Annotated in this window: 28 protein-coding genes; 20 read left to right on the forward strand and 8 right to left on the reverse strand. The window is 35.8% G+C overall.

Translation table 11 applies throughout. The features are described from left to right. Positions 1 to 113 precede the first annotated feature (113 nt). From CXF67_RS17045 to CXF67_RS17110, 13 genes are all read left to right on the forward strand, one after another. Positions 114 to 2,090, forward strand: a complete 1,977-nt coding sequence (locus CXF67_RS17045; RefSeq protein ID WP_102089911.1) for an alpha-ketoacid dehydrogenase subunit alpha/beta — start codon at positions 114 to 116, stop codon at positions 2,088 to 2,090. A 300-nt stretch (positions 2,091 to 2,390) separates the two neighbouring features. Further along, positions 2,391 to 2,864, forward strand: coding sequence for a lipocalin family protein (locus CXF67_RS17055; RefSeq protein WP_102089846.1), 474 nt, complete (start codon positions 2,391 to 2,393; stop codon positions 2,862 to 2,864). A gap of 3 nt (positions 2,865 to 2,867) precedes the next feature. After that, complete coding sequence (locus CXF67_RS17060; protein WP_102089847.1) at positions 2,868 to 3,563, forward strand: YiaD family glycine zipper/OmpA-like lipoprotein; 696 nt, start codon at positions 2,868 to 2,870, stop codon at positions 3,561 to 3,563. Between the two features lie 66 nt (positions 3,564 to 3,629). Next, complete coding sequence (locus CXF67_RS17065; RefSeq protein ID WP_102089848.1) at positions 3,630 to 4,745, forward strand: NAD(P)/FAD-dependent oxidoreductase; 1,116 nt, start codon at positions 3,630 to 3,632, stop codon at positions 4,743 to 4,745. Continuing rightward, entirely contained in the window at positions 4,742 to 5,452 is a 711-nt protein-coding gene (locus CXF67_RS17070; protein WP_102089912.1) for a methyltransferase domain-containing protein, read from the forward strand. The genes CXF67_RS17065 and CXF67_RS17070 overlap by 4 nt, the downstream gene beginning before the upstream one ends. After that, a complete protein-coding gene (locus CXF67_RS17075) occupies positions 5,449 to 6,501 on the forward strand; it encodes a type III polyketide synthase (protein WP_102089849.1) in 1,053 nt (350 codons plus the stop codon). The genes CXF67_RS17070 and CXF67_RS17075 overlap by 4 nt, the downstream gene beginning before the upstream one ends. Positions 6,502 to 6,552: 51 nt before the next feature. Further along, positions 6,553 to 7,335: an SDR family oxidoreductase gene (locus tag CXF67_RS17080; protein ID WP_102089850.1), complete on the forward strand. Its 783-nt coding sequence runs from the start codon at positions 6,553 to 6,555 to the stop codon at positions 7,333 to 7,335. 68 nt (positions 7,336 to 7,403) lie between these two features. Beyond that, positions 7,404 to 7,841, forward strand: coding sequence for a 3-hydroxyacyl-ACP dehydratase FabZ family protein (locus CXF67_RS17085; RefSeq protein ID WP_102089851.1), 438 nt, complete (start codon positions 7,404 to 7,406; stop codon positions 7,839 to 7,841). 2 nt (positions 7,842 to 7,843) lie between these two features. Further along, complete coding sequence (locus tag CXF67_RS17090) at positions 7,844 to 9,130, forward strand: beta-ketoacyl-[acyl-carrier-protein] synthase family protein (protein ID WP_102089852.1); 1,287 nt, start codon at positions 7,844 to 7,846, stop codon at positions 9,128 to 9,130. After that, the gene (locus CXF67_RS17095) at positions 9,111 to 9,341 is read left to right on the forward strand and encodes a hypothetical protein (protein WP_102089853.1); all 231 of its coding nucleotides are present in this window, start codon (positions 9,111 to 9,113) and stop codon (positions 9,339 to 9,341) included. The genes CXF67_RS17090 and CXF67_RS17095 overlap by 20 nt, the downstream gene beginning before the upstream one ends. A 97-nt stretch (positions 9,342 to 9,438) precedes the next feature. Further along, the gene (locus tag CXF67_RS17100) at positions 9,439 to 9,693 is read left to right on the forward strand and encodes an acyl carrier protein (protein ID WP_102089854.1); all 255 of its coding nucleotides are present in this window, start codon (positions 9,439 to 9,441) and stop codon (positions 9,691 to 9,693) included. After that, positions 9,690 to 10,217 carry a 4'-phosphopantetheinyl transferase family protein gene (locus tag CXF67_RS17105; RefSeq protein WP_102089855.1) on the forward strand — a complete coding sequence of 176 codons (528 nt, stop codon included), beginning with the start codon at positions 9,690 to 9,692 and terminating at the stop codon, positions 10,215 to 10,217. The genes CXF67_RS17100 and CXF67_RS17105 overlap by 4 nt, the downstream gene beginning before the upstream one ends. A gap of 71 nt (positions 10,218 to 10,288) precedes the next feature. Next, positions 10,289 to 10,930, forward strand: a complete 642-nt coding sequence (locus CXF67_RS17110) for a hypothetical protein (RefSeq protein ID WP_257984741.1) — start codon at positions 10,289 to 10,291, stop codon at positions 10,928 to 10,930. Here the strand turns inward: CXF67_RS17110 and recQ are convergent, their stop codons facing one another. Next, complete coding sequence (recQ, locus tag CXF67_RS17115; protein WP_102089857.1) at positions 10,931 to 13,015, reverse strand: DNA helicase RecQ; 2,085 nt, start codon at positions 13,013 to 13,015, stop codon at positions 10,931 to 10,933. Between the two features lie 81 nt (positions 13,016 to 13,096). Here recQ and CXF67_RS17120 point away from each other — a divergent pair, with 81 nt between their 5' ends. Next, the gene (locus CXF67_RS17120; protein ID WP_102089913.1) at positions 13,097 to 13,537 is read left to right on the forward strand and encodes an RrF2 family transcriptional regulator; all 441 of its coding nucleotides are present in this window, start codon (positions 13,097 to 13,099) and stop codon (positions 13,535 to 13,537) included. A 68-nt stretch (positions 13,538 to 13,605) separates the two neighbouring features. Then, positions 13,606 to 15,402: an SLC13 family permease gene (locus tag CXF67_RS17125; RefSeq protein WP_102089858.1), complete on the forward strand. Its 1,797-nt coding sequence runs from the start codon at positions 13,606 to 13,608 to the stop codon at positions 15,400 to 15,402. On the opposite strand, the gene CXF67_RS17130 is transcribed toward CXF67_RS17125, so the two are convergent. The 6 genes from CXF67_RS17130 to CXF67_RS17155 all read right to left on the reverse strand — a co-directional run bounded on the left by CXF67_RS17130 (position 15,399) and on the right by CXF67_RS17155 (position 19,623). Further along, positions 15,399 to 15,758, reverse strand: a complete 360-nt coding sequence (locus CXF67_RS17130) for a DoxX family protein (RefSeq protein ID WP_102089859.1) — start codon at positions 15,756 to 15,758, stop codon at positions 15,399 to 15,401. The genes CXF67_RS17125 and CXF67_RS17130 overlap by 4 nt on opposite strands. Positions 15,759 to 15,764: 6 nt before the next feature. Beyond that, positions 15,765 to 16,145 carry a DUF2752 domain-containing protein gene (locus CXF67_RS17135; protein WP_308302200.1) on the reverse strand — a complete coding sequence of 127 codons (381 nt, stop codon included), beginning with the start codon at positions 16,143 to 16,145 and terminating at the stop codon, positions 15,765 to 15,767. Between the two features lie 32 nt (positions 16,146 to 16,177). Beyond that, positions 16,178 to 16,501, reverse strand: coding sequence for a CD225/dispanin family protein (locus CXF67_RS17140; RefSeq protein WP_102089861.1), 324 nt, complete (start codon positions 16,499 to 16,501; stop codon positions 16,178 to 16,180). A gap of 66 nt (positions 16,502 to 16,567) precedes the next feature. Then, entirely contained in the window at positions 16,568 to 17,857 is a 1,290-nt protein-coding gene (gene hemL / locus CXF67_RS17145; protein ID WP_102089862.1) for a glutamate-1-semialdehyde 2,1-aminomutase, read from the reverse strand. Positions 17,858 to 17,860: 3 nt separating this feature from the next. After that, complete coding sequence (locus CXF67_RS17150) at positions 17,861 to 18,688, reverse strand: glucosaminidase domain-containing protein (protein ID WP_102089863.1); 828 nt, start codon at positions 18,686 to 18,688, stop codon at positions 17,861 to 17,863. After that, complete coding sequence (locus CXF67_RS17155) at positions 18,685 to 19,623, reverse strand: 1-aminocyclopropane-1-carboxylate deaminase/D-cysteine desulfhydrase (protein ID WP_102089864.1); 939 nt, start codon at positions 19,621 to 19,623, stop codon at positions 18,685 to 18,687. Before CXF67_RS17155 ends, CXF67_RS17150 begins: the two co-directional genes overlap by 4 nt. A gap of 75 nt (positions 19,624 to 19,698) precedes the next feature. On the opposite strand from CXF67_RS17155, the gene CXF67_RS18385 reads away from it, so the two are divergent. The 4 genes from CXF67_RS18385 (at position 19,699) to CXF67_RS17170 (ending at position 23,023) form a co-directional block, all read left to right on the forward strand. Next, positions 19,699 to 19,866: a C1orf53 family protein gene (locus CXF67_RS18385; RefSeq protein ID WP_180958004.1), complete on the forward strand. Its 168-nt coding sequence runs from the start codon at positions 19,699 to 19,701 to the stop codon at positions 19,864 to 19,866. Between the two features lie 2 nt (positions 19,867 to 19,868). After that, entirely contained in the window at positions 19,869 to 21,893 is a 2,025-nt protein-coding gene (locus tag CXF67_RS17160) for a urocanate hydratase (protein ID WP_102089865.1), read from the forward strand. Positions 21,894 to 21,895: 2 nt separating this feature from the next. After that, positions 21,896 to 22,432, forward strand: a complete 537-nt coding sequence (locus tag CXF67_RS17165) for a DUF4136 domain-containing protein (protein WP_102089866.1) — start codon at positions 21,896 to 21,898, stop codon at positions 22,430 to 22,432. Between the two features lie 207 nt (positions 22,433 to 22,639). Then, positions 22,640 to 23,023 (forward strand): GreA/GreB family elongation factor, encoded by a 384-nt coding sequence (locus CXF67_RS17170; RefSeq protein ID WP_257984742.1) that lies wholly within the window; start codon positions 22,640 to 22,642, stop codon positions 23,021 to 23,023. Between the two features lie 3 nt (positions 23,024 to 23,026). On the opposite strand, the gene CXF67_RS17175 is transcribed toward CXF67_RS17170, so the two are convergent. Further along, a complete protein-coding gene (locus CXF67_RS17175) occupies positions 23,027 to 23,677 on the reverse strand; it encodes an alpha/beta hydrolase (protein WP_102089867.1) in 651 nt (216 codons plus the stop codon). A 55-nt stretch (positions 23,678 to 23,732) separates the two neighbouring features. Here CXF67_RS17175 and CXF67_RS17180 point away from each other — a divergent pair, with 55 nt between their 5' ends. Next, the gene (locus tag CXF67_RS17180) at positions 23,733 to 24,755 is read left to right on the forward strand and encodes a glycoside hydrolase family 113 (protein ID WP_102089868.1); all 1,023 of its coding nucleotides are present in this window, start codon (positions 23,733 to 23,735) and stop codon (positions 24,753 to 24,755) included. The last annotated feature ends 65 nt before the right edge of the window (positions 24,756 to 24,820 follow it).

Consider the following 24,820-nt stretch of genomic DNA (forward strand, 5'->3'; position numbering starts at 1 on the left):
GTGAAAATATTAGAAATACAAATTTAATGAATTTTATTCAACAAGAATTTTCAGATTCCTTTTAATTATGAATTATCATTATGATAAATTTGAAGAATTACAAAACAACACCTATGGATTTTAAACATCAGTCTCTTTCAATAGAAAATCATATTGATCTTTATCGCAGTTTGCTAAAGCCTCGACTTATAGAGGAAAAAATGCTAATACTCTTAAGGCAAGGAAAAATATCGAAATGGTTTTCTGGAATTGGTCAAGAAGCTATTGCAATAGGAGTGACTAAGGCTTTAAATAAAGAAGAATATATTTTACCTATGCATAGAAATTTGGGGGTGTTTACGGAGAGAGGAATTCCTTTATATCGTTTATTTTCTCAATGGCAGGGTAAGTCAAATGGCTTTACAAAAGGCCGTGATCGAAGTTTTCATTTTGGGACTCAAGAGTACAAAATTATCGGTATGATTTCTCATTTAGGGCCTCAACTTGGTGTGGCAGACGGTATTGCTTTAGCGCATAAGTTAAAGAATGAAAAAGCTGTAACTGCAGTATTCACCGGTGAAGGAGGGACTAGTGAAGGAGACTTCCATGAAGCTCTAAATATAGCTTCTGTTTGGCAATTGCCCGTTTTGTTTTGTGTGGAGAATAATGGATACGGCCTTTCAACTCCTGTATCTGAGCAGTTTAATTGTGAACATATTGCAGATAAGGGTAAGGGCTACGGTATGGAATCTCATATTATAGAAGGCAATAATATCGTAGAAGTCTTCACCAAAGTGAAAGAAATTGCTGAAGAGGTTAGAGAGAATCCTAGACCTGTTTTGATTGAGTTTAAAACCTTTAGAATGAGAGGGCACGAAGAGGCAAGTGGCACTAAATATGTCCCAGAGGAACTGATGCACTATTGGGAAAAACAAGATCCAGTTGAAAATTATGAACAGTTCTTGCTTGAATCTGAATTTATAACCAGAGATGAGATTTCAAAATTTAAATCTGACATAAAATCAGAAATCGATGAACATCTTAAGAGAACTAATAAGGAGCCTAGCATTGAGCCAGATGAAAAGTTAGAATTAGAGGATGTTTACCAGCAGTTCACTCTTGATGAACATCCAAAACCTTCTCGTAAAATTGAAATGCGATTTATAGATGCCATCTCGAAAGGCCTCGAGCAGAGTATGGAGAAATACAAGACGATGGTCATTATGGGCCAAGATATTGCTGAATATGGTGGGGTTTTTAAAATTACTGATGGCTTTGTCGAAAAGTTTGGAAAGGACAGAGTAAGAAATACCCCAATATGCGAGTCTGCTATTGTCTCGGCGGCTATGGGACTATCCATACAAGATATAAAATCTATAGTTGAAATGCAGTTCAGTGATTTTGTTACTTCTGGTTTCAATCCAATTGCGAACTATTTGGCAAAAATCCACTACAGATGGGGTCAAAAAGCAGATGTTGTCATTCGTATGCCTTGTGGGGGGGGAGTAGGAGCGGGACCATTTCATAGTCAAACCAACGAAGCTTGGTTTACTAAGATTCCTGGTCTTAAAGTGGTTTATCCGTCTTCGCCGCAAGATGCAAAAGGTCTTTTGGCAGCAGCTATAGAAGACCCCAACCCCGTTCTCTTTTTTGAGCATAAAGCTTTATATAGAACCATAAGAGAGGATGTATATGAAGATTATTTCTCTATCGAAATCGGAAAAGCTAACTTGTTAAAGAAAGGCAACGATATTACGGTAATTACTTTCGGTGCTGCTGTTCATTGGGCTTTAGAAGTTTTAGAACGTTGTCCAGAGATTTCTGCTGAAGTTTTGGATCTAAGAAGTTTGTCACCCTTAGATGAAGCGGCGATTTTTACTTCAGTAAAGAAAACAGGAAAAGTGATCATACTCCAAGAAGACTCACTGTTTGGAGGAATTGCTTCCGATATCTCTGCACTTATTTCAGAATATTGCTTTGAATATCTGGACGCCCCTATAAAAAGAGTCGCTAGTTTATCCACACCCATACCGTTTGCCAAAGAATTAGAGGATCAATACTTAGCAAAACTGAAATTTGAAAATGAACTTAAAAAACTAAATAACTATTAAAATAATCTTAACGTCATATTATTTCACTACTTTTAAGTAAGAATATTAAATTATGAATCTATAAATTATAGCCTTTTTAATTAGTCCATTATTGGCTGCTTTGCTACGGTTTGGTAGAATTGTAAAAGGCGTTGCTGAAATTGCTAAATTCATTTTCTATATTTTTATATCTTATTTGTTGTTCCCTTTCTCGGAAAATTATTTAGGAAGTAAATGAAATCTAGATTAAATCTATAAATTTGTTTTTTGAAAATAATTTACAAACTTCTTATCATATTTTTTTAATTAATTAAATAACTCATGAAATATATTACGATTATTGCTTTGTCTTTATTGCTAACCTCATGTGGTTCTGCTTATTTAGCAAATAAAGTTGAAAAACAATTGAAGGGAGATTGGGTTTTAGAGGAAGTCAGTTTCCCCAACTCATCTGGATTTTTTGATACCACTATTTTCGATTTAGCTGAAGTCACTTGTTTTGAAAATTCACAATGGAGTTTCGTTCCAAATAATGCTACAGGTGGTTTTATTTTGGATGGCAATACATGTGATAAACAAAAACAGAATTTCGTGTGGTATATCGATAAACAAACTGTTGAGAGTTTTACTCCAGAAATGTTATTTAAGATTACAACAAACCAAAAGGCTAAAGAGGTAGATAAAGGCAGTAGAGTAAGCATTAAATCTTTGTTAGAAGACCAAATGGTATGGCAGCAAAAAGTTACTTTAGAGGATAAAGAAGTCATTATTGAAATGACATTTTCAAAACAATAAATTATGAAAGTGAAAAAAAATAAAATACTAGGACTGTTATTAGCCATTGCTTTTTTATTTAGTTCTTGTGAGGCCGTTAAAAATACAAACAAGACTCAAAGAGGTGGAGCTGTTGGAGCTATTGGTGGAGCCGTAATTGGAGGAGTTATTGGTAACAATACAGGAGACGGAGATAATTCTGTTTTAGGTGCCATTATCGGAGGGGTTGTTGGTGGAGCTGCCGGTGCTTACATCGGTAATACAATGGATAAACAAGCCAAAGAAATTGAAGAGGAAATCCCTGGTGCAGAAGTGACCAGAGTTGGAGAAGGGATTAACGTAACTTTCGACGAAAATTCAGGGGTCTATTTTGCTACTAACAAATCTAATATTGAAGGAAAATCTGAAATCTCACTACTAAAATTGATCGGTATTTTTCAAAAATATCCTAAAACGAATATTATTGTAGAAGGCCACACAGATTCTACAGGAAGTGATTCCTACAATATGGATTTATCAAAAAGAAGAGCTCAATCCGTAACCGACTATTTATCAAATAATGGAATATCTAGTTCAAGAATTAATACCAACTGGTACGGAGAAGAGCAACCTAAGTTTGACAATACTTCTCCAGAAGAGCGGTCTAAAAATAGAAGAGTAGAGCTTGCCATTGTAGCGAATGAAGAATTAAAAAATGAAGCAAAGCAAAAAGCTCAATAAGCTTAAAGAATTCACAAGAAAATCCTAAATTAATTTTAGGATTTTTTTTATGCCTAAATTTCGAGAATGAACATATATGATGTCATTATAGTTGGTGGAGGTCTCGCAGGGTTAACCTCTGCAATAGACCTATCCAAAGACGGTTTTCAAGTACTACTTCTCGAAAAAGAGACCTATCCAAAACATAAAGTTTGTGGAGAATATGTTTCCAACGAGATATCTCCCTACTTAAATCGTTTGGGAGTCAACTTTGGAACTATTCCACCAGAGGAAATCCACAGTCTTCAATTAAGCGACAGAAAAGGCCAACTTGTTGAAATAAAACTACCACTCGGAGGTTTCGGTATTTCAAGGTATGCCTTCGATCATCTCTTGTTTAAAAAAGCGAAAGCTAATGGTGTTGATTTCGTTTTTGAAACGGTAATGGATGTTCAATTTACCGATGATCGCTTTACCATTAAAACAGCACGGCAAACCTTTATGTCTATCCTAGCGATAGGGAGTTTTGGGAAACGCTCCAACTTAGATAAAAAGATAAATAGATCTTTTATTACTCAAAAAACCCCTTGGATTGGTATAAAAGCTCATTATACATCGACTGATTTTCCTGAAGGTCTAGTCCAATTGCATAATTTTGAAGGCGGGTATTGTGGATTGTCAAAAACAGAAACTGGCTCAGTCAATTTTTGTTATCTCGCTCACTATGATACTTTTAAAAAAGCAAATTCTATCGAAGATTTTAATCATAAAATCTTATCTCAAAACCCCCATCTGAAATCTTTTTTGGAGACTTCTAAAATGGATTTTGAAAAGCACTTAGCCATTTCTCAAGTCTCTTTTCAAAATAAAAAGGCTGTGGAACACCATATGCTTATGGCAGGAGATTCTGCGGGACTCATTCATCCTTTATGTGGAAATGGAATGGCAATGGCTATACATTCTGCCAAGTTAGTTTCTGAAGAAATAAAGAGCTTTTTTAAGCATAAAAACCGAGATAAACTGGAAGCAAATTATTCCCGTATTTGGAAGAAAACCTTTCAAAAAAGACTTATTTTTGGATCTATTTTTCAAAAGATATTGTTGCAACCTCAACTCACCCGTTATGGGATGTGGATGGTCTTAAAATCACCTTTTTTGCTCCGCAAAATGATTCAGCAAACCCATGGAAAACCAATTCAATGAGTACCATTTCAACCAAAAAAAGAAGCAAGCAAGAAGAAATCATGGATGGTTTCGATTTTAAGGGAGAAAACCTTAAGCATGTCCTTGCTACAATAGATAGAATCAATACACAACTTGGAGGGCACAGAGCAACTATAGCGGGGATCAAAACATTGCTAAAAGATAGAAATCAAAAGCATTTAGTGATAGCCGATCTAGGCTGCGGAAGTGGAGATGCCCTACGTCATATTTCCAAATGGGCAAAAACACAAGATTTCAACCTCCAACTTATAGGCATAGATGCCAATCCACATACCATAGAAATTGCAAGAGAATTATCTGCAGATTATAAGAATATCTCTTATCGTGTCATTGACGTGTTTAGTGAAGACTTTGAGTATTTCCAAGCTGATATTATTACGTGCTGCTTGACCCTTCATCATTTTGAAGATCAATTTATAGAAAAGCTTCTCCCCGTACTCGAACAAAAAGCAAAATACGGTGTGCTCATTAACGATCTGCATAGACATAAATTGGCATATCACCTTTTTAAACTCTATTGTCTAGTCTTTGTAAATTCAGATATTGCAAGAAAAGATGGATTAACCTCTATCTTAAGAGGCTTTAAGGAAAAAGATTTAGAAACTTACGCCAAAAATTTAAACCTAAAACACCACATCAAATGGTATTGGGCTTTCCGATACCAGTGGATTATTTATAGCTCATGAGTGTTAAGATAGAAACGGTTGCTACCCAAAACCCAGAATATTTTAAAGAAACAAAAGATATTATTCCTTTTGTTGAAACCTGGTTGGCAGACGAAGACGAAAGATTTCAAAGAAAGGTTATCAAAATATTTGAAGGTGCTCAAGTAGATAGACGCTACTCGATTATGAATCCTGAAGAGGTGTTTATCTCGACTTCTTTTGAAGATAAAAATAAAATCTATGTCCGAGAAGCGAAGAAACTTGGTAAAAAGGTTTTGGAAAAGGCCTTAAAACTAGCCGACTGGTCGCCAGACAGTTTGGACTATATCATTACGGTAAGCTGCACTGGGATTATGATCCCTTCCTTAGATGCCTATTTGATCAATGATTTGGAATTGCGACAAGATATCATAAGACTTCCTGTCACCGAGATGGGCTGCGCCGCTGGAATTTCAGGAATGATTTATGCCAAGCAATTTCTACAAGCCAATCCCAATAAGAGAGCTGCTATCGTCTCTTTTGAGGCACCAACTGCCACGCTTCAACTCAATGATTTGTCTATGGCCAACATGGTAAGTTCTGCCATATTTGGTGATGGCTCTGCTTGTGTACTCATGTCTTCAGAAGAGGCTTGTAAAGGTCCAGAAATCATAGATGAATCTATGTATCACTTCTATAATGATACCCATATGATGGGTTTCGACTTGACTAATTCGGGTCTTAAAATGATCTTAGATATAGATGTACCAGAAAAAATAAGCGACCATTTTCCAGATATTATTCACCCTTTTCTTAAAGCTAACGATACAAAAATAGAAGATATTAATCATCTTATTTTCCATCCAGGGGGCAAGAAAATTATCAATACTGTAGAAGCCTTGTTTGGTGCTATGGGTAAAAACATAGAGGATACGAAAGAAGTACTTCGGCTTTTTGGAAACATGAGTAGTGCAACAGTTCTTTATGTTTTAGAAAGAATGTTAAAGAAAGATATGAAGAAAGGAGAAAAGGGACTGATGCTAAGTTTTGGGCCTGGATTTTCAGCACAAAGAATTTTGCTTGAATGGTAAAATGAATTTTTTTTCGGAATTTGATAAGAACCCATTTATAACTGGATACATATGCCACAGTCATCTCAACACAACTATGCTTTAATCCTTGGAGGTAGTCAGGGTTTAGGCTATGCTTCAGCTTTAAAGTTAGCTCAACAAGGTTGGAATTTGCTCATCATTCATAGAGATAGGCGAAGTGATTTCCCAGAAATCGAAGCAAGATTTGAAGAGATTAGGCAGTGCGGCGTCCAATTAAAAACATTCAATTTTGACGCTATAAATTCAGAAAAGAGAAAAGAATTTATCACTGAACTCCCAAAAATTTTAGGAGAATCTGGTATGATAAAACTGCTTTTGCATAGCATCGCTAAAGGAAATTTGAAGGCGATGACAGGAGATTCACCTCTCAACCAGATCGATTTGCAAATCACAGTCAATGCCATGGCTTATAGTTTTTACGACTGGTCAAAAGCTATTTTAGAGGCTAAATTGTTTGCAGAACATTCAAAATTATTAGCGTTCACCAGTGAAGGGAATCAACGCGTGTGGAAGCATTATGCTGCCGTTTCAGTAGCCAAAACCAGTTTAGAAACGCTTATGAAGTATATGGCAATAGAGTTTGCTGACTTTAAAATAACAGCGAATTGCATTCAAGCTGGAATGGTAGAAACACAGTCTTTTAAAATGATACCTGGACATGACGTTCTAAAAAATTCAGCCATTAAACGAAATCCTTTTAAACGCTTAACTATGCCAGAAGATGTCGCTAACGTCGTCTTTTTGTTGAGTTTAAAGGAGTCTAATTGGATCAATGGAGCCGTCATCAAAGCAGATGGTGGGGAAAGCCTGTAATAACTTTGCACTGCAAAATAGGAGTTTTAAATTATCTGTGTAATTTTACTATTCAAAACTAAAATCCTTTGAAAAACAAACTTATATCTCAACTTCCTTATCAAGACCCTTTTTTGTTTGTCGATACAATTGAAGACGTCTCTGAAGATTTTATAAAAGGTAGCTATACTTTCAAAGCCTCCTCTTGGTTTTATAAAGGTCATTTTAAGGATCATCCCATTACTCCAGGAGTAATTCTCACTGAATGTGCTGCCCAGATTGGCTTAGCTAGTCTAGGACTTTTTATTTTTTCACAAGATAAGAATTCAGACTTAGGCAAGATTCGACTCGCCATGACGAGTACCAACATAGAATTTTTAAAACCCGTTTTTCCCGATGAAAAAGTCATCATTGAGGCAGAGAAGATTTATTTTAGATTCAATAAATTGAAATCATCGGTTAAAATGTTTAATAGCAATGGAGACTTAATTTTAAGAGGAGACATTGCAGGTGTTATTTTAATTTAATTATGAAGACACAAAGAGTAGTGATTACGGGTTTAGGAGTTGTAGCGTCAAATGCTGTTGGGGTTTCCCCTTTTACAGAGGCTATAAAATCTGGTAAAAGTGGAATTCAGTTCCATTCAAATTTAAAAGACTTACAATTTAGTTGTCAGATTGGAGGAATTCCTGAGATTTCTCAAGAGCTTATGGATACCTATTTTACTGCTTTGGAGCAAAGGGGTTTATTAGCCACGGGACTTATTTATGGAGGAATTGCTGGTCAAGAAGCCTGGGCCGATGCTGGGTTGGACATTACAGAGGAGGTCGATCCAGACTCAGGAATTATTTTTGGAACTGGAGTTTTAGGTGTAGATAAGTTGCGAGAAGCCTTTTATCGCATAGACCAAAAGCAAGTTCGACGCTTAGGAAGTACCAGTGTTCTGCAAACGATGGCTAGCGGGATAAGTGCTTTTCTGGGCGGGAAGTTAGGCTGCGGCAATCAAGTTACCACCAATTCCTCCGCCTGTACCACAGGAACCGAGGCTTTACTTATGGGGTACGACCGTATTTCTTCAGGGAAAGCTAAGCGAATGCTAGTGGGAAGTTGTAGTGATTCTGGACCTTATGTGTGGGGTGGTTTTGATGCTCTCCGTATCTTACCGCATCAGTATAATGAAAGGCCAGAGGAAGCTTCGAAGCCTATGAGCGAATCTGCAGCTGGTTTTGTGCCTTCCAGCGGCTCAGGGTCCATGGTTATAGAAAGTTTGGAATCTGCTCTAGAAAGGGGAGTTCCAATTTATGCTGAAGTTTTAGGAGGGTGTATCAATTCTGGAGGGCAACGCGAACAGGGGAGTATGACAGCGCCTAACTCTTCAGCAGTTAAAAGTTGTATCTCAAAAGCTTTAGTAGAGGCAGGGGTAAATTCAGAAGATATAGACCTCATTAATGCTCACCTTACTGCTACCGCTATGGACGCCACCGAAGTCCAGAATTGGTCTCTGGCCTTACAAAAATCAGGAAAAAACTTCCCTTATATCAATTCTCTAAAGAGTCATGTTGGTCATGCTTTGGCTGCAGCAGGAAGTCTAGAACTCGTGAGTTCCATTTTGGAATTATCACAAGGCTTTATATTTCCAAATTTGAATTGCGATACGATACATCCAGACATTTTGGAGATAGTCGATGAGGAAAAAATTCCCAGGACCTTACTAAAAAAAAACTTGACTATTATTGCTAAGGCAAGTTTTGGTTTTGGCGATGTGAACGCTTGTGTAATTTTGAAAAAATATAGTGATGGAGATAAATCAGCTTAAAAAACGGTTTTGGTTATTTGGTGGGTTAGGAACGGGGTTACTAGGTTTTGGACTTTCGGCAATCATCGAAAGTGGCTTTATGAAACATAGTGATGCCGAAACTTGGCAGTGGGTTCTAGCAGGAACGCTATCACTTATGGTCATTATGACAGGAGTGAACTTTCTCTTTGAAAGTTTCAGGTGTAAGTTAAAGCTGAGTCCTAAAAAATAAATGTAATCTTTTCTAAGACCAATCTTAAACCTTACGGTCTTCTGTCTTTCTCCTTGGTTTACGAAAACTAATTTGTAAATTGCTTACAAAAAATCATATGACTGCTGAAGTAATACAGGATAAATTGAAGGTTATCGTTCAACCTTATGTCAATCATCAAGAAAATTTCGATAATTTGACATCCAAATCCGATTTTATAAATGATTTGCAAATCAATTCGGCTAACTTAGTGGATGTAGTGCTAGACGTGGAAGATGAATTTGATATCAGAATTGAAAATGACGATATGGAAAAGATGATTAGCGTAGAAGCAACTGTCAATGTTATTCAAAAGAAACTTGAAACTAAGTGATTGGAAATGATATTGTAGACCTAAAGAAAGCTAAAACCGATTCAAATATCTTTAGGCCTAGGTATATGCATAAAGTACTTTCTCAAAATGAACAAAATTTGGTTTTATCAAGTCCAAACCCTGAAGAAGAGTTTTGGCGGCTTTGGACGATGAAAGAAAGTGCCTATAAAGCCTTTCAGCGAAAATTAAATTTCAAATCGGTTTTCAATCCGTTTGCATTTCATTGTAAACTTATGGATTCAGAAAAAGGCATAGTTCATTTCGATGGAGACCATGTCAAAACAACAACGATTTTTAATAGAGAGAATTATACCTATTGCAGTGTTTCCTGTTCATCCTCTTCACGTTCCTTTATTGCCAATTCCAAGGAAGAACTTGTCCAAAATTTAAGAGCGGAATTTGGTGAGTCGTCACAACCAGAGTTATTAAAATTGAAGAATAACCTACCGTTTATAAAGATCGCCTCCAAAACTATACCTGCCTCGATAACTCACCATGGCATTTACTTTGCCATTCAGTTTTAAGGGTTTAAGAAAGAATTTTGTGTGTGGTATAATTTATGTTCGATCAGATTAAGTATATTTGAAGTATGAATATGTTTAAAATCAGTTTCTTAAGCCTTTTGTTGTGCGTTTCTTTTTTGGTGAATGCTCAAAATCGCGACTTTCCCACCCGTGGATCTGAAGTTATCAATAACCCAAGATTTAAGTCTTCCAATTCCTCCTCAGGAATGAATAGGTTAGGGGTGCCCAATAGGAGTAAAGTCAAAGATATTTTTGCTAAAGATGAGGAGGGTGTTGATTTTAAGACCAAGACCCAGTTTACGAATCCTAGTGATATATGGACAGATAAATTGAATAAAAAGCCTGAGGACGAGAATAAGAATATGAAGGAAGAATGGGCTCAAGATATGAGTCTAGGTGACTTTGTTACTTCTTCAGATAAGATTGTTTTTATCTGTAGAGACCATATGATGTATGATGGAGATCGCGTACAGGTAAGGTTAAATGATAAGATTATCGTTGAAAATCTTTTACTTGATAATGCTTATAAAGAACTTACTATTCCCATAGAAATCGGTTTCAATAAAGTAGAGTTTATTGCCTTAAATCAAGGAGAAGCAGGTCCCAATACCGCAGAGTTAAAGATCATAGATGGTTCCGAAATGATATCTAGAAACGTTTGGAATTTATTGACCGGTGTAAAAGCGAGTACTATTATTGTTAGAAATAAATAATTATTTTTTTAGAATTGTTACTGCAATCCTGATTTTTTCGTAGCTCAGATTTCCATTTAGAGCCTCAAAAATGGGTTTTAGAGTCCCTTCATAGTCAATTTTTTTAAGGATATTTTCTACTTTTTTTACTTCGGAAGTTGAAACCAGTTTACTTAAATCGATGGGTTTACCTTTTTCTACTAGAGTACATAGATGAGAAATAACTGTCGTTGATTTTAAATTCCTTGTTTTAGCGATGTCTTCAATGCTATTTCCATTTTGAAAAAGGGTAAAGGTTTGCTCGTAAGTTGAGGTTTTCTTTATTTTTTTTGTGTTGAATTTCTCAATAACTTCAATAAAGCTATCGGCATATTTTTCAGACTTTAAAGAATTTACACCGCTTATGGTTTTAAATTCATTTTCGTCAAGGGGCCTTTCTTTTTCTATCTCTTTTAAAGTGGCATCGTTAAAAACTAAGTAGGGCGGTATGTTTTCTTCAATAGATATTTGCATTCTCAATTGTTTCAATTGAGTAAACAAGTTAGAAGATTTCAACGTTTGCTTGGGTTGTGAAGACGAAATCTGATCTTGTTTAGGCTTCGTTAGCCAAACCTGTTCATCTTCAAATAAGACCTTTTTAGCTAGTGGTGTAAACTCTAAAGCATTCCCTCTGTGAAATGCAATTTCTATATAGCCTAAATTAGTAAGTTGTAAAATATAATGCTGCCAATCTCTCCAACTTATACCGTCACCAATGCCATAGGTTTTTATATTTTGATACCCCTTGTCATATATCGCTGCATTTTTTGCCCCTCTCAAAATATCTATAATCATTCCCATAGGTTCTTTTTGTTTAGCACGCGCTACAGCAGAAAGTGCTTTTTGTGCTATAAGTTTGGCATCAAAAAAGCGTGGAGGATTCTTACAAACGTCACAAAACCCACAATTTTCTGTAAGGTGTTCGCCGAAGTAACCTAAAAGAATACGTCTTCTACAGGAAGTAGCCTCTGCAAATTGCTTGATACGATCCAGTTTAGCTTCCTGAACCTTTTGATTCATACTATTTTCAATAAAGCGTTTGTATTGTATCACATCTGCATAAGAGTGAAACATGAGAGCATTCGCTTGTAATCCATCTCTTCCGGCACGCCCTATTTCTTGATAGTAGCCCTCAAGGTTTTTAGGCATGTTATAGTGTATCACCCAACGGACGTTGGACTTGTCAATTCCCATTCCAAAGGCGACTGTTGCACAAATAATCTGAGTCTTATCATAGACAAACTCTTCTTGGATTTTGGACCTTTCTTCAGAGGCTAAGCCAGCATGATAGGCCTTCGCCTTAAATCCCTTCTTTGTAAGATCTTTGGCTAATTTTTCAGTAGATTTCCTACTTAAGCAATACGCTATACCTGCTTCATCCTTCCTTCTTAATAGAAAGTTTTCAATTTGCTTGAGGCGCTTATCTGCAACTCGGACTTCCAAGAAAATATTTTCTCTATCAAAAGAAGAAAGAAAAGCTTTAGCTTTTGGAATTCCCAATTGCTTCAAAATATCCTTTCGGGTAGTTTTGTCTGCAGTTGCTGTTAAAGCAATAATAGGGGTCTTAGGTAAAGACTTTTTTAAAAATCCAAGTTGTTGGTAGGAAGGTCTAAAGTCATGACCCCAAGAAGAGATGCAATGAGCTTCATCTACAGCGACACAACTGATATAAGTTTCGCTTAAAATCTCTTGTAGCCCAGATAAACTTTCCGGGGCTGTATAGAGCAGTTTTATGTCTCGGTTAGCTACCTTAGATTTAATCTCAAGTTGGACTTCAGGAGTTTGGGTTGAATTGTAAAAATCTGCAGGAATTCCATTGCTTTTCAATCCATCAACTTGATCTTTCATCAAAGCGATGAGAGGTGAAATAACCAAAGTAAGTCCCTCAAATTTTAACGCAGGAAGCTGAAAGCACATCGACTTTCCTCCACCAGTGGGCATTACGACAAGGGCGTCTTTACCGCTTAAAACATGCTCAATAATTTCAGCTTGATCTTTTCTAAAACTATCGTAACCGAAGTATTTTTTAAGATGAGAAAGACTGTTTGTTATCACTTGGGAGGTCATGAAATGGATTTCAAAATTGAAATTGCAAATTACAATTTCAGTTTCATTTTTTTAAAGATGAATAATGATATATTTGCAATAATGATTTCAAAAAAGACAAAATACGCAATTAATGCTTTGGTTTATCTTGCAAAGCGAAATGGAGAAGGACCCATTGTCATTAGTGAAATTGCTGAAAAAGAACATATTCCTAGAAAATTTTTAGAGTCCATTCTGCTTAATCTCAAAAAAGCTGGAGTTCTCGCCAGTAAAAAAGGAAAGGGCGGTGGCTATTATCTGTTGCAAAATCCAGAAGATATCAACTTAGCTGATGTGATGCGTCTTCTTGATGGTCCTATTGCATTTCTTCCCTGTGTGACCTATAAATATTACGAAAGGTGTGAGGAGTGCAAGGATGAAGAAACCTGCGGAATAAGGGATATTTTTCATGAAGTAAGAAACAAAACTGTGGAACTCCTCAAGAAGGCGAATCTAGCAGAAATCATCAAAAGAGAAAGTCATTTATTTACCGATTCGCAGTAAAATTATTTATTTTTACAAATAAAGTCTATAGATTTTGTAGACTATTCTATATTTGAACAAAAAAATAAATGACCACAGCTGCAATTATTACTATATGTGTCATTGTTCTTGCTATTATTCTTTTTGCGACAGAAGCTCTACCTATAGATCTTGTTGCTATTTCAATCATGATTATTTTGGTATTAGGAGGAGTCATCACTCCTGAAGAAGGGATAGAGGGCTTTAGTAATAAAGCGACAATTACTGTTGCTTTTATGTTTGTGTTGAGTGCGGCACTACTTAAAACGGGAGCCTTACAAGTTCTTGCTCATCGGTTATCAAAAGTTTTTAGATATAAATTTAATGCAGGAATTTTAATGATGATGTTTATGATCGCCATTATTTCAGCATTTGTGAATAATACACCTGTCGTTGCAGTTTTTATTCCCGTGGTCATTCAAATTGCTCATGCTTCTGGGCAAAGTCCTTCTAAGATGCTTATTCCTCTCTCTTTTGCTTCTATTTTTGGAGGTATGTGTACTTTAATTGGGACTTCTACTAATATTTTGGTGAGTGGGATAGCTGAAAAAGAGGGCGAAGAAGCTATAAGCATGTTTCAAATGACTCCCATTGCAGGGGTCTTACTTGTTGTAGGTGTGGTGTATATGTCGATTTTCGGTATTAAATTATTGCCTAAATCCAGACATTCTAAAGATTTAAAATCTAAGTTTAATGTTAATAATTACATCACTTTAGTCGAGTTGTTATCCAATTCAGATTCCATTGGAAAAAAAATTATGGACTCTGAATTAGTGACGGAATTCAATATAGATATTATTGAAGTAAGGCGAAACGGCAACTCATTTACTTTACCTCCAGGTGATTTTGAATTAAATAAGGGTGATATTTTAAAAGTGAGATGTGATGTGGAAAAGTTGAAATCCCTAAAAGGAAAAACGAAAACTTTAGCAGTGTCTCCTTTAAAAATTGGTGATAGTGATCTATCAGGTAAGAATTCAGCTTTGGTAGAAATGGTGATTACTTCCTCTTCAGAAATTCACGGTAAAACACTAAAAGAGTTGGACTTTAGAAGGCGTTATAGAGCCATACCACTGGCGATAAAGCATAAAGAAGATATCAAGCATGATGATTTGTACGACGTTAAATTGAGCGCAGGAGATATCATTCTGGCCGAAGTAAAGTCACATTATGTCAAAGAACTGAATAAATTAGAAGCTGGTCAAAACACCCCCTTTGTTCTTTTATCAGAAAATCATATCACAGAATTTGATAAAAAGAAGTTTGGTATTGTGATAGGTCTTATTTCTATTATGGTTGTTTTAGCGAGTCTTGGAATTTTAGATATTATGGTAGGGGCCATTTCAGCTGTTATCATCCTTGTTTTGGCCAAGATTCTAAACATGCAAGAAATTTATGAAGCTATCAACTGGAAGATTATATTTTTATTGGTTGGGGCACTTAGTCTAGGTTTAGCCATTAATAAAACAGGGCTTGATTTACTTATAGCAGAAGCTTTGGTAGATCAACTTGCGCCCATGGGAATTATTGCGGTTATTTCTGGATTATATTTAGTCACCTCTTTGCTGACAGAAGTGATGTCCAACAATGCCTCTGCAGCTCTCATGACACCCATCGCCATAGCTGTAGCTCATACCTCTGGTATAGAAGTTTTACCTTTTTTAGTGACTGTTATGATTGCAGCTTCAGCTACTTTTATGACACCTATTGGTTACCAAACCAATACTATGGTCTATAGTGCAGGAAATTATAGATTCAAAGATTTTTTTAAAGTAGGGATTATGTTGAATTTTATATTTTGGGTGATTTCGAGTTTTATGATTCCTTGGTATTTCAACTTGGTTTAAGCTGAAATTAGCAAGGCATAGAATTGGTAAGCGACAAATAAATTGAGCAGTGCAAAAAAGAAAGAAGGAAAAGACTGTACGAAGCTGTCTTTAATTTTTAGCCGAACCCCAAATCCAAGACTCATCAAAAGACTTAGACCTAAGGCGGCAGAGAACCCTATAATAGGATTCAAATAAAATCCATAACTCAGACCACAAGCTCCTAAGACTTGAAAAAATCCAGTGATTTTCCTTTGTCCCTTAGATAAACCAAAACGTTCAAATTCTTTATACATGGTAGGACTATAAAAACATCCTAACCCATAAAAAAAGAAAGAAACACTTATAAATAAAACTAAAATTTGCAATACAATCATATAAAATCAAGGAGCCAAAATAATGAATGGGTCCATCGGTATATTTCTCAAAATCCAAAAACTTACCACAATTACCAAAATTACCCATGGTGCTGCGTTGTGGTAAAGTATGTTTTTAACTGTGTCTTCCTTTTGAAAACTATTTTGGTAAAATACATAAAACTTATAGAAAATAACCAAAAGTACTAAGATTATAAGAAAATTATGTTGGAGGCCTACCCATAAATTTCCGTGGAGCATTTCATGAAAAGCACGTTGGGACCCACATCCAGGGCAGTATAAACCCGTAAAACTATAAAAGGGGCATTTAGGAAAGTAGGCAAAAGACTTTGGGTTTAAATTAAAATATAGCATACCCAACGCTAGAATCGCGATGGGTATGCTCATTTTTAATATTTGTGAAAAACCTTTAGTCACTTTTAGTTTTGGCTACTTTTTTCCAATTCTTGATTATAAGCTTTCGTGAATTCTTCTATAAACTCATCACCTGCAAATAGAAAAACAACTAATGGTATAGCAACCACAATCAAAAGTCCAAGGATAAGAGCAACAATCCACCATGTTCTCGCATTTTTAGAAGCCCTCTCTGCGCCTTCATAATCTTCTGCATTATACTTTGTATTGACCTGAGAAGCATAAATAATGCTTACAATTCCCGCTGGTAAACAGCATAAAATAGTAGTAATAATAGCCAATAACAGATGGTTAGAGGGCATTGGATGTTTATTTTGATTAATTTCCATTAGATTATTTGTTTATTTCCATAAAATTAACATTTAGTTAATCATATCCTAAGCATTTTCAAAAAATTATTTTAACTCATGAACAAATTCAGAAAGAGCATTGACAGTGTGGTCTATATCTTCATAAGATAAAGCATCGTTTAAAAAATAACTTTCAAAGGCACTTGGAGGCATATACACACCTCGGTCTAGCATACCATGAAAGTAGGTTTTAAACTTAGGATTATTTCCGTGAGCAGCCGTTTCAAAATCCATAACAGGATCCTTGCAGAAGTGAATAGAAATCATAGAACCTATTCTGTTGATTTGGTGATCAATATTAGCGTTGTTAAGCACCTTTGCCATGCCTTTATGTAAATACGCCGTCTTTTTATCAAGGCTTTCAAAGATTTCTCTATTGTTATTCAGCTCTTTAAGCATCGTATATCCTGCCGCCATGGCCAAGGGGTTACCACTAAGAGTCCCTGCTTGATAAACTGGGCCGTCTGGAGAAAGATGATTCATGATGTCTGATTTTCCAGCGAAAGCCCCAACGGGAAGACCTCCACCTACCACTTTTCCAAACGTCACGATATCCGCTTCAACCCCCAATAATTCTTGGACACCTCCTGGCGCAAGCCTAAAGCCTGTCATCACTTCATCAAATACCAGTAAGATCTCGTTATCATCACAAATTTGTCTCAGACCTTCAAGAAATCCTTTTTTGGGAAGAATACAACCCATATTTCCAGCGACAGGTTCTATGATAATGCAAGCAATGTCTCCTTTATTTTCTTCTACTAGTTTTTCAACGCTTTCTAAATTATTGTAATGTGCTAACAGAGTATCTTTCGCAGTTCCTTTGGTAACTCCTGGAGAATTAGGTTCACCAAAAGTTACGGCACCACTTCCAGCTTGGATAAGAAATGAGTCACTATGGCCGTGATAGCATCCTGCAAACTTTATAATTTTATCTTTTTTGGTATACCCTCTTGCTAATCTTACTGCACTCATACAGGCTTCAGTGCCACTATTGACAAATCGAATCTTATCAATTCCTGGAACCATACTCACTGCAAGTTTAGCAATTTCAGTTTCTAGAGCAGTAGGAATTCCGAAAGATGTTCCGTCTTTTGTTCGCTCCACAATTGCTTTAACAACAGCTGGATGCGCATGTCCAAGAATCATAGGGCCCCATGATGAGATATAATCAATCAGTTTGTTGTCGTCTTCGTCATATAGATAAGCTCCCTTTGCTTTTTTTACGAAAATAGGATCGCCACCTACAGCATTGAATGCTCTCACAGGAGAATTTACACCCCCAGGAATATACTTTTTGGCTTCATTAAACAATGCACTACTTCGTTTGTAAATCATATGTTATCTAGTTTTTACTTTTAATTCTTGACCAATTTGAATCTGGTCATTCTTTAATTTATTAATTAATTTTAATTTTTCAACAGTAATGTCAAATTTTTGAGAAATATTATAAAGTGTATCCCCTTTTTTGACGAGATAGAATTCTAAATCGCTGTTTGAAATTCTTTTTGGCTTCGGTAAGGGCATATTCGCATTCTTTCCTAGCACCTCTTTATCAAATTCATTAAGGTTATACCGTTCAATGAGACTTATCAGTTTTTGAGGATATCTTGGGTCTGTTGCGTAGCCTGCACGTTTTAAACCTCTAGCCCAAGATGTGTAATCATCGCTTTTATAATCAAACAAAAAAGCATACCGATTTCTTTTAAATAAAAATAAAGAATGATCTCTAAAGGAATATTTGGGGTCATTGTATTTTCTAAAACACTCTTGGGCTTCATCATCATCATGATAGACTTTCTCGCCTTTCCAGCCGTTGCATTTTATTCCGAAATGATTATTAGAGCGACTTGTCAGCGGGCCATTTCCAGATCCAGATTCCAGAATTCCTTGAGCAATCTTAATGCTTGCAGGGATTCCGTATAGCCTCATTTCTTCTTTGGCAATATTCGCATAATTGTATATATATAGCTCGACTGGGCTTAAACTAGCAAGGTTTATTCCAGCTTCAGAAACCACATTATCTTCGTCTTTTGACCGAGGATAGGTTCTAGGCACTTCCCTTGAAGCTTTGGTTTTTGTAGATGTAGTTGCTACTGATTTTTTTGAAGATCCACAGGATGATATAAAAATCACTAAGAGGATATAGAGGCTGGCTTTAAGTTTCATAAAAGGGTAATGGTTTGAAGTCCTTTTTGTTTTAAACTACGGTTCATACCTTCAATACCTTGAAGGCCTCCCGTATGAATTGCTAAAATACGAGTATTTTTGGGAAAAACCCCTGAGGCTATTAATTCGAAAATGCCGTAAAACATCTTTCCAGTATAAATGGGGTCCAGTTGAATTTGATATTTACTTTGAAAGGAATTTATGAAGTCTATCAATTCTGAATTCACTTTAGCATAGCCTCCAAAATGAAAGTCGGTTTGAAGTGACCAATTGGATTTTAAAGTCCATCTGGAGATCTCATTTTGAAGGAAATCCCCTTTTAAAGCAGAAAAACCCAAGACATGTTGGTGAGATTTTGCACCTTCTATAAGTCCAGCAACTGTTCCACCAGTCCCAACCGATGAACAAATGACGTCGAAATTATCATCTTCTGTCGTTAATATCTCAGTGCAGCCTTTTATGGCTAAAGCGTTAGTGCCTCCTTCTGGAATAGAATAAAGGCTTGGATCCGATTTAAATAAATTCCCAACATACGGAATATGTTCTTTAAGCCTGTAGTCTTTTCTGGTTACAAAAAACAATTCCATGTTTTTTTGGAATGCAAAGTTAAGCGTTGGATTACTGGCGAGTGTTTTCTGCAAATCTTCTCCAAGTTCTTGTCCACGTATAATTCCGATAGACTTTAAACCGATAATATGACAGGCTTCTGCCGTTGCCGCAATGTGATTTGAGAAGGCTCCACCAAATGTTAGGATTTTAGTAAATCCTTCATCCTGAGTTTTTAGAATATTATATTTAAGTTTTCTAAATTTGTTGCCTGAGACTATAGGATGAATTAAATCCTCTCGTTTTACAAATAATTCAACGCCATTAAACTCTCCTATAAATTGGTTGGGCGATGAGAAATCTTTAGAAAAAAAAGAGCTGGAAAACATAGGTAAATTCAGAATAAAATTCAAAATTACAGTCTTAAATTCAATTTGTGGTCTGGTTTATTTAAATTTATAGAAATGATTAATTTTAAAAAGCGATTACCGTTGGAAGAAGGTGACTATTACATAACAAAAGAAGGCTATAGGTGTTTTACAGAACAGTACCACCTAAAGCGAGGTTATTGTTGTGAAAGTGGTTGTAGACATTGTCCATACGGTTATAAAAAGGAAAAAAATAATTTATAGATATGACGTTTAGCGAAGAAATTTTAGAAGGAATATCATCACAATTGCCATTGCCAAGGAATTATGATAATGCGCTTAATCACGCCCCGAAACGAAAAAAATGCCTCACGGCTTCAGAAGAACTTCTCGCCCTTAAAAATGCTCTAAGATACTTTCCACAACACTTTCATGAGACTTTAGCAAAAGAATTTAAAGAAGAGCTAGATACTTATGGCAGGATTTATATGTTTCGATTTAAGCCAACTTTTGAAATTTATGCTAGACCAATTTCAGATTATCCAGGTAGAACTCTTCAAGCTAAGGCTATTATGCTGATGATTCAGAACAACCTAGATAAGGCAGTCGCCCAACATCCCGATGAATTGATAACTTATGGAGGCAACGGGTCAGTTTTTCAAAATTGGGCTCAGTATAGGTTAACCATGAAATATTTAGCAGAAATGGCAGACGATCAAACGTTAGTCATTAATTCTGGTCATCCGCAAGGGCTCTTCCCTTCTAGTGTTTCAGCACCTAGGGTGGTGGTTTCTAATGGAATGACTATTCCTAATTATTCTAAACCAGATGACTTTGAGAGGTTTAATGCCCTTGGAGTTTCCCAATATGGGCAAATGACAGCTGGAAGCTATATGTATATAGGCCCTCAAGGAATAGTTCATGGGACGACAATTACAGTTCTAAATGGATTTCGAAAAATTAATAAATCACCAAAAGGAGGTTTGTTTTTAACCTCTGGCCTTGGAGGAATGAGTGGGGCGCAGCCTAAGGCTGGGAATATAGCGGGTTGTGTTACCGTATGTGTTGAAGTAAATTTAAAAGCTATTCAAACACGACATGAGCAAGGCTGGGTAGATGAGGTTATTGATGATTTAGATTTTTTGGTCAAAAGAGTCATACAAGCAAAGAAAAATAAAGAAGCACTTTCAATTGCTTACCAAGGGAATATAGTTGAAGTCTGGGAGAAATTTGAAGAACAAAATATCCATATCGATTTAGGATCAGATCAAACTTCGCTTCATAATCCTTGGGCAGGAGGGTATTATCCCATGGGATTTAGCTACGAAGAAGCCAATGAACTTATGGTAAATTCACCTGAAATTTTCAAAACTGAAGTTGAAAACACCTTAAAACGTCATGTTAATTCTATAAATACTCATTCAGAACGGGGGACTTATTTTTTCGATTATGGAAATGCTTTTTTATTGGAGGCTTCTAGAGCTGGGGCAAAAGTTCATAAAAATGATAAAGGACAGCGTGTTAGTTTAACTGATGCAGAATCAAATTCAAAAGAGTTTGCTTATCCTAGTTATGTTCAAGATATTATTGGACCTATGTGTTTTGATTATGGGTTTGGACCTTTTAGGTGGGTTTGTGCTTCAGGACAACCTGAAGACTTGGAGAAGACAGACGCTATTGCTACTCAAGTTTTAGAAGAGCTTATGAAAACTTCCGAGAAAGATATTCAACAACAAATGCGAGATAATATTACTTGGATAAAAGGAGCTCAAGACAATAACTTGGTTGTAGGGTCTCAAGCGAGAATATTATATGCCGATGCTGAAGGGAGAATGAAGATTGCAGACGCCTTTAACAAAGCTATTGCTGAAGGTGATCTTGGTGAAATTATTTTGGGCAGAGATCATCATGATGTTTCAGGAACTGACTCACCTTATAGAGAAACTTCAAATATTTATGATGGAAGTAAATTTACAGCAGATATGGCAATTCAAAACGTTATAGGAGATAGTTTTAGAGGGGCTACATGGGTAAGCATACACAACGGAGGAGGCGTAGGCTGGGGAGAAGTTATCAACGGAGGTTTTGGCATGTTACTTGATGGTAGTATAGAAGCAGGTAAGAAATTAAAATCTATGCTGCATTGGGATGTAAATAATGGTGTAGCCAGACGATCTTGGGCTAGGAATGAAGGTGCCGAAATCGCCATAAAAAGGGCTATGAGTGAAGAACCCAAGTTAAAAGTAACCTTACCGTTTCATGTAGAAGATTCAATATTTAAAACACTATAATCATGAAAGTTTATGTACGAGTCTTGCTTTTATTAGGAATTATGTCTTTAATGTCATGTTCGTCAGTTCGAGTGGCAGCAGATTATGATAAAGAAGTAGATTTTAAAATGTATAATTCTTTTGCTTTTTTTAAACCTGGCATAGATGAAGCAAAAATTTCTGATTTAGATAAAAAAAGAATTCTAAGAGCTATTGAAAGAGAATTAGTAGCTAAGGGTATGTTTAAGGTTTCTAATCCAGACTTACTTATAAGCATTTTCACAGAAACCAGAGAAAATGTAAATATCCACCAAAATAATTTTGGTTACGGATGGGGATGGAATCCATATTTCTCCGGCTTTGGCGGAAACAATATAGTCTCAAGTAATATAGAAGGGACGCTGTATATTGATCTTATTGATGCTCAGAAAAATGAGTTAGTTTGGCAAGGATTGGGAACAGGTGTTTTAAGTCTTGACATGAAAAAGAAAGAAGAAAAAATTAATAAAATAGTAAATGAAATTTTGGAGGAATATCCTCCTGAAAGAGACCAGAAGTAAGTTCATGGTTGTTTATTTAGTTTGTTAGATAAAGCTGTACAGAGTGAAAGTTCATTTTGTACAGCTTTATTGTTATAATGAAGTTAAATTAATATTATGAGTAGAGGATTTGTAAAGTAAAGCGGTCAATAAGAATCACCTATAATCCCTCCAAGAGCTTCCTTACCTGACGGTGTGACCAATGATGTTACTCCTCAAGGAAAAGTAATGCTCAGAGAAGAAAAATTAAAACTAGAGAAGCAAAGAGCCGATCTTACTATCCAAGACGATACCGAGCGAAGAAGAGAATTGGCTGTATTTGATGGAAAATTAAAGTTGCTCGATGAAAGATTAAATACTGCACAAGTTCTAAATCTAGAACAACAAAATAAAAGCGAAATTAGGTTTGGTGCGCATGTAAAGTTCAAAATGAATGGCTCCATTCAAGATTCCAAAATTGTAGGAGTGGATGAGGTCAACATCAAAAAAAATAAAATAGCCTTTACTTCTCCTTTGGCTATGGCGATGACTTCTAAAAAGAAAGGAGATAATTTTGAATTTAAATTAAGTCAAGACTCTCAGCCTATTGAAATTCTAGGAATTAATTATTAATCCCTATAGATTTATAGCGCTAGCTACTTTCTCCAGACTTGCTTTATGCATTTCATGTTTGCCTTCGAACTTTAAAATCTCAGCAGCATTAGGAAAAATAGTAGAGGCTATTTTCAACTGAGTTTGGATTTTCTCTTCGGTTAAATACTCATCTTTAGATCCATAAATAATACTGGTTTTCAATTCTGGTAAATAGTTAAAATCTCGGGCATCAAATTCGTTAGGGATACTCCCTGAATGAAGGACTAAATGATCGCAAATTATATGGCGTTGAGCCATCCAACGTGTAACAACAGAAACGCCTTGTGAAAACCCCATCAAAATTATATTTTTATCGGTTGGAAGAGATTCTTTGTTAAGGAGTGCATCTAAATAGTTTAGGATATTTTCTGTATCAAGCTCTCTGTTTTCTTTGGTGAGCCAAGAGGCTCCTATATATTTATAAGCTTTGGTTTGGTAGTACTTAGAAGGAGCCTGAGGTGCGATAATATAATTTTTTTCAGGATTTAAATCCTCAAAGTAACTAATAAAATACTTGCTTAAAAAGCCAATTCCATGGCAAGCTATCCATACGTTTTTAGTTTTATCGGTTAGTGTATTGAGGGTAGAGTAAGTATTGGTTGTTTGGTAACTCACTTGATTCTGATGGCTCATTCTTGATTTTTTTTCTCTTTACAAATATCAAAGTAATTGATTAATTTTGCTTTATATGGGCTATCTGAGACATTATTTTTCAATTTTCTTTATTTTCTATCTTGGATGTTCTTCACTTCACTCCCAATTTAAAGAAAACACACAGATCAATGGAATAAGTATGGTAGCCTCCAGAAATACGATCACTCAGAATCACGCGAATGCGATAGTTCATTTAAATTCTAATTTCGTAAGTGTTATGCCTTACGCTTTTATGCCTAAACTCTCTCAACCAGAACTTATTTTTGATAAGAATAAGCAATGGCTTGGTGAAACCATAAGGGGTATCAAAGAGGATATCGAAACGTTACAGGCTCAAAAGTTAGACGTTATGCTAAAACCCCACATTTGGGTCTGGAGCGGTAATTTTACAGGAGATATCAAAATGTTCTCTGAAGAGGATTGGATTCAATTTGAAGAAAATTACAAAAAATACATTTTAGAGTTTGCGCATTTAGGGGAATCTATGGGGGTGAAGTTGTTTTGCATTGGTACTGAACTAAATAGCTTTGTAAATCATAGACCTGTGTTTTGGTGTTCGCTTATTGATGAAGTCAAGTCCGTTTATTCTGGTGATCTCACTTATGCTGAAAATTGGGATACTCATACGGAAGTTCACTTTTGGGATAGTCTTGATTTTATAGGTATCGATGCTTATTTCCCTATTTCTAATTCTAAAACTCCTAGTTTTGAAGAGGCTTTTTTGAAGTGGGAAATTTTGAAAGAAGATCTCAAGACCTATTCTAAAGATTTTCAAACACGAGTTTTATTCACGGAATACGGATACAGGAGTATAGACTTTGCAGGAGAGAAGCCTTGGGTTTCCAAAAGAGTGGAAGATAAGGCGAATGAAAATGCCCAACTCAACTTATTAAAAGCTTTACATCAAAGTTTATGGAAAGAGGATTGGTTTGCTGGTGGATTTTTATGGAAGTGGTTTCCCTATTATAATTCACAATTAAATGAACATCGAAATCGGTTTTCTATCCAAGGAAAAAAATCTGAAGCCTATCTCAAAGAATTTTATGCTGACCATTAAATCGCTTGTTGATGTTTAATAGAAGTTATAAAAGTATTTTAAAATCGCTTACTTCTAGTAAGCAA

This window comes from Psychroflexus sp. MES1-P1E, from assembly GCF_002836055.1.
Taxonomy (GTDB): domain Bacteria; phylum Bacteroidota; class Bacteroidia; order Flavobacteriales; family Flavobacteriaceae; genus Psychroflexus.

Excerpts from the sequence above, each read along its gene's own strand:
- CXF67_RS17045 (WP_102089911.1), top strand. The coding sequence starts at position 114 with ATGGATTTTAAACATCAGTCTCTTTCAATAGAAAATCATATTGATCTT.
- CXF67_RS17055 (WP_102089846.1), top strand. The coding sequence starts at position 2,391 with ATGAAATATATTACGATTATTGCTTTGTCTTTATTGCTAACCTCATGT.
- CXF67_RS17060 (WP_102089847.1), top strand. The coding sequence starts at position 2,868 with ATGAAAGTGAAAAAAAATAAAATACTAGGACTGTTATTAGCCATTGCT.
- CXF67_RS17065 (WP_102089848.1), top strand. The coding sequence starts at position 3,630 with ATGAACATATATGATGTCATTATAGTTGGTGGAGGTCTCGCAGGGTTA.
- CXF67_RS17070 (WP_102089912.1), top strand. The coding sequence starts at position 4,742 with ATGAGTACCATTTCAACCAAAAAAAGAAGCAAGCAAGAAGAAATCATG.
- CXF67_RS17075 (WP_102089849.1), top strand. The coding sequence starts at position 5,449 with ATGAGTGTTAAGATAGAAACGGTTGCTACCCAAAACCCAGAATATTTT.
- CXF67_RS17080 (WP_102089850.1), top strand. The coding sequence starts at position 6,553 with ATGCCACAGTCATCTCAACACAACTATGCTTTAATCCTTGGAGGTAGT.
- CXF67_RS17090 (WP_102089852.1), top strand. The coding sequence starts at position 7,844 with ATGAAGACACAAAGAGTAGTGATTACGGGTTTAGGAGTTGTAGCGTCA.
- CXF67_RS17095 (WP_102089853.1), top strand. The coding sequence starts at position 9,111 with ATGGAGATAAATCAGCTTAAAAAACGGTTTTGGTTATTTGGTGGGTTA.
- CXF67_RS17100 (WP_102089854.1), top strand. The coding sequence starts at position 9,439 with ATGACTGCTGAAGTAATACAGGATAAATTGAAGGTTATCGTTCAACCT.
- CXF67_RS17110 (WP_257984741.1), top strand. The coding sequence starts at position 10,289 with ATGTTTAAAATCAGTTTCTTAAGCCTTTTGTTGTGCGTTTCTTTTTTG.
- recQ (WP_102089857.1), bottom strand. The coding sequence starts at position 13,015 with ATGACCTCCCAAGTGATAACAAACAGTCTTTCTCATCTTAAAAAATAC.
- CXF67_RS17120 (WP_102089913.1), top strand. The coding sequence starts at position 13,097 with ATGATTTCAAAAAAGACAAAATACGCAATTAATGCTTTGGTTTATCTT.
- CXF67_RS17125 (WP_102089858.1), top strand. The coding sequence starts at position 13,606 with ATGACCACAGCTGCAATTATTACTATATGTGTCATTGTTCTTGCTATT.
- CXF67_RS17130 (WP_102089859.1), bottom strand. The coding sequence starts at position 15,758 with ATGATTGTATTGCAAATTTTAGTTTTATTTATAAGTGTTTCTTTCTTT.
- CXF67_RS17135 (WP_308302200.1), bottom strand. The coding sequence starts at position 16,145 with ATGAGCATACCCATCGCGATTCTAGCGTTGGGTATGCTATATTTTAAT.
- CXF67_RS17140 (WP_102089861.1), bottom strand. The coding sequence starts at position 16,501 with ATGGAAATTAATCAAAATAAACATCCAATGCCCTCTAACCATCTGTTA.
- hemL (WP_102089862.1), bottom strand. The coding sequence starts at position 17,857 with ATGATTTACAAACGAAGTAGTGCATTGTTTAATGAAGCCAAAAAGTAT.
- CXF67_RS17150 (WP_102089863.1), bottom strand. The coding sequence starts at position 18,688 with ATGAAACTTAAAGCCAGCCTCTATATCCTCTTAGTGATTTTTATATCA.
- CXF67_RS17155 (WP_102089864.1), bottom strand. The coding sequence starts at position 19,623 with ATGTTTTCCAGCTCTTTTTTTTCTAAAGATTTCTCATCGCCCAACCAA.
- CXF67_RS18385 (WP_180958004.1), top strand. The coding sequence starts at position 19,699 with ATGATTAATTTTAAAAAGCGATTACCGTTGGAAGAAGGTGACTATTAC.
- CXF67_RS17160 (WP_102089865.1), top strand. The coding sequence starts at position 19,869 with ATGACGTTTAGCGAAGAAATTTTAGAAGGAATATCATCACAATTGCCA.
- CXF67_RS17165 (WP_102089866.1), top strand. The coding sequence starts at position 21,896 with ATGAAAGTTTATGTACGAGTCTTGCTTTTATTAGGAATTATGTCTTTA.
- CXF67_RS17170 (WP_257984742.1), top strand. The coding sequence starts at position 22,640 with ATGCTCAGAGAAGAAAAATTAAAACTAGAGAAGCAAAGAGCCGATCTT.
- CXF67_RS17175 (WP_102089867.1), bottom strand. The coding sequence starts at position 23,677 with ATGAGCCATCAGAATCAAGTGAGTTACCAAACAACCAATACTTACTCT.
- CXF67_RS17180 (WP_102089868.1), top strand. The coding sequence starts at position 23,733 with ATGGGCTATCTGAGACATTATTTTTCAATTTTCTTTATTTTCTATCTT.